Origin of the sequence: Brucella tritici, from assembly GCF_902825325.1 — a bacterium.
Lineage (GTDB): Bacteria > Pseudomonadota > Alphaproteobacteria > Rhizobiales > Rhizobiaceae > Brucella.
Map to the genome: position 1 here is coordinate 1 of NZ_CADEAR010000062.1, position 1,371 is coordinate 1,371.

Consider the following 1,371-nt stretch of genomic DNA (forward strand, 5'->3'; position numbering starts at 1 on the left):
TATGAGCAATAGAAGCCCCCCCCTAGTGCTCCCCACCCTAATTGCGGAGAAGCTGTTGTGCGTCCGCTTTGCGCTTTTTTCCAGACATTAGCGTAGCATTCTCACGCGTTCCAGAGCCGGTCGTTCCGCTTTTTTGCTGCTAACTAACATGATGGGGTGGGAAGCGGATGAGCGGGTTTAGGGTTCGAGTCTTCGTAAGCGGACCTTTAACTGGTCGGTGGCCGCGGCAGACTTGAAAGCGCATTGCATATAATGACGTTCCAGGGCAGCTGAAAAACCCACTTCGATCTAATTGGGACGCAGCGCCTCAAAACTGATAATCTCGTCGTCCCTATGCGGTGCTCTTCCATGCTGGTAGTTGCCTGACACCACTATATCGACAAAGCCCGTGCGCTGCAGCGCCATCAAGAACTCTTCGACTCCCCACCACCGCAACTTAAACAAATCGAGTTCGGATTTCACAAGATTTCCATCTCGCCAGAGTTCATAGCGCAGATGGGTCAGTGTGGTTTGCGCGATATAGTCGGTTTCAACCCGATGATCTGTGAGTGTTAGCAGATCTCCGTCCTGGGTTTTCCAACTTCGGACCGAACCGGTCGGCCCAAGAAAACCGCCTATGGGATCGAGGTCTATGATTAATTTTGCCCCTGGGACCAAACAATCATAGAAGTGCCTTAGCACGCCGGTCGCCGATGTCAGATCCGTGATCAGCTGAAACGACCCCGCCGGAATGATGACGGCAATAAAGCTTTTGCTATAAGAAAACTCTTCGAAAGTCTGTCGTGTCACGCTTGCGGAAAGGTTTCTCTTCCTGCATTCGTCCTGGCAGTAACCAAGCATCTCGTCAGACGCATCGAACCCCTCTATCGAAAACCCGGACTCAAGCAGCGGCACATAAACACGACCGTTGCCGACAGCAGGTTCGAGGATTGGACCTTCGGACCCGGCGAGCCGTCGCTGATAATATTCCACGTCGCCGAATGAACGCCCGACCGGTTTATCCAGATTATAGACCCAGGAAGCCAGTGTTCCGTAACGATTATTCATTCCAGCCTCGTAGGATCGATTTAGCCGTAGCACTTTCACCATATGCGAAATCAACCGCGATATATTTAAAGGAAACGATCCTCGCAAGTTTTAAGTGACTAGAAGGGGCTGGAAACCCTGTCGGTGAAGCGGCCACTCTGGGTTTAAGCTACGTCCAATTCTTGACACTGCGTAATCTGATCTGCGCGTTTGCGAGGTGGTTCCCTGAAGAAGTTATAGTGGACGCAGACAGTCGAGCGCGCACAACTGTCCGTCGTCGAATGATTTGAGACTATTTGTGCTTTTGAAGATTGGAGTTTCCGGCTCGGTTTGGGGTTTGATTTA

General features: G+C 51.3%; 1 protein-coding gene. It reads right to left on the reverse strand.

Translation table 11 applies throughout. The features are described 5' to 3' along the window. Positions 1-288: 288 nt before the first annotated feature. Positions 289-1,047, reverse strand: coding sequence for a class I SAM-dependent methyltransferase (locus tag HWX93_RS22640; RefSeq protein ID WP_151614529.1), 759 nt, complete (start codon positions 1,045-1,047; stop codon positions 289-291). Positions 1,048-1,371: the final 324 nt, after the last annotated feature.

Excerpts from the sequence above, each read along its gene's own strand:
- HWX93_RS22640 (WP_151614529.1), bottom strand. The coding sequence starts at position 1,047 with ATGAATAATCGTTACGGAACACTGGCTTCCTGGGTCTATAATCTGGAT.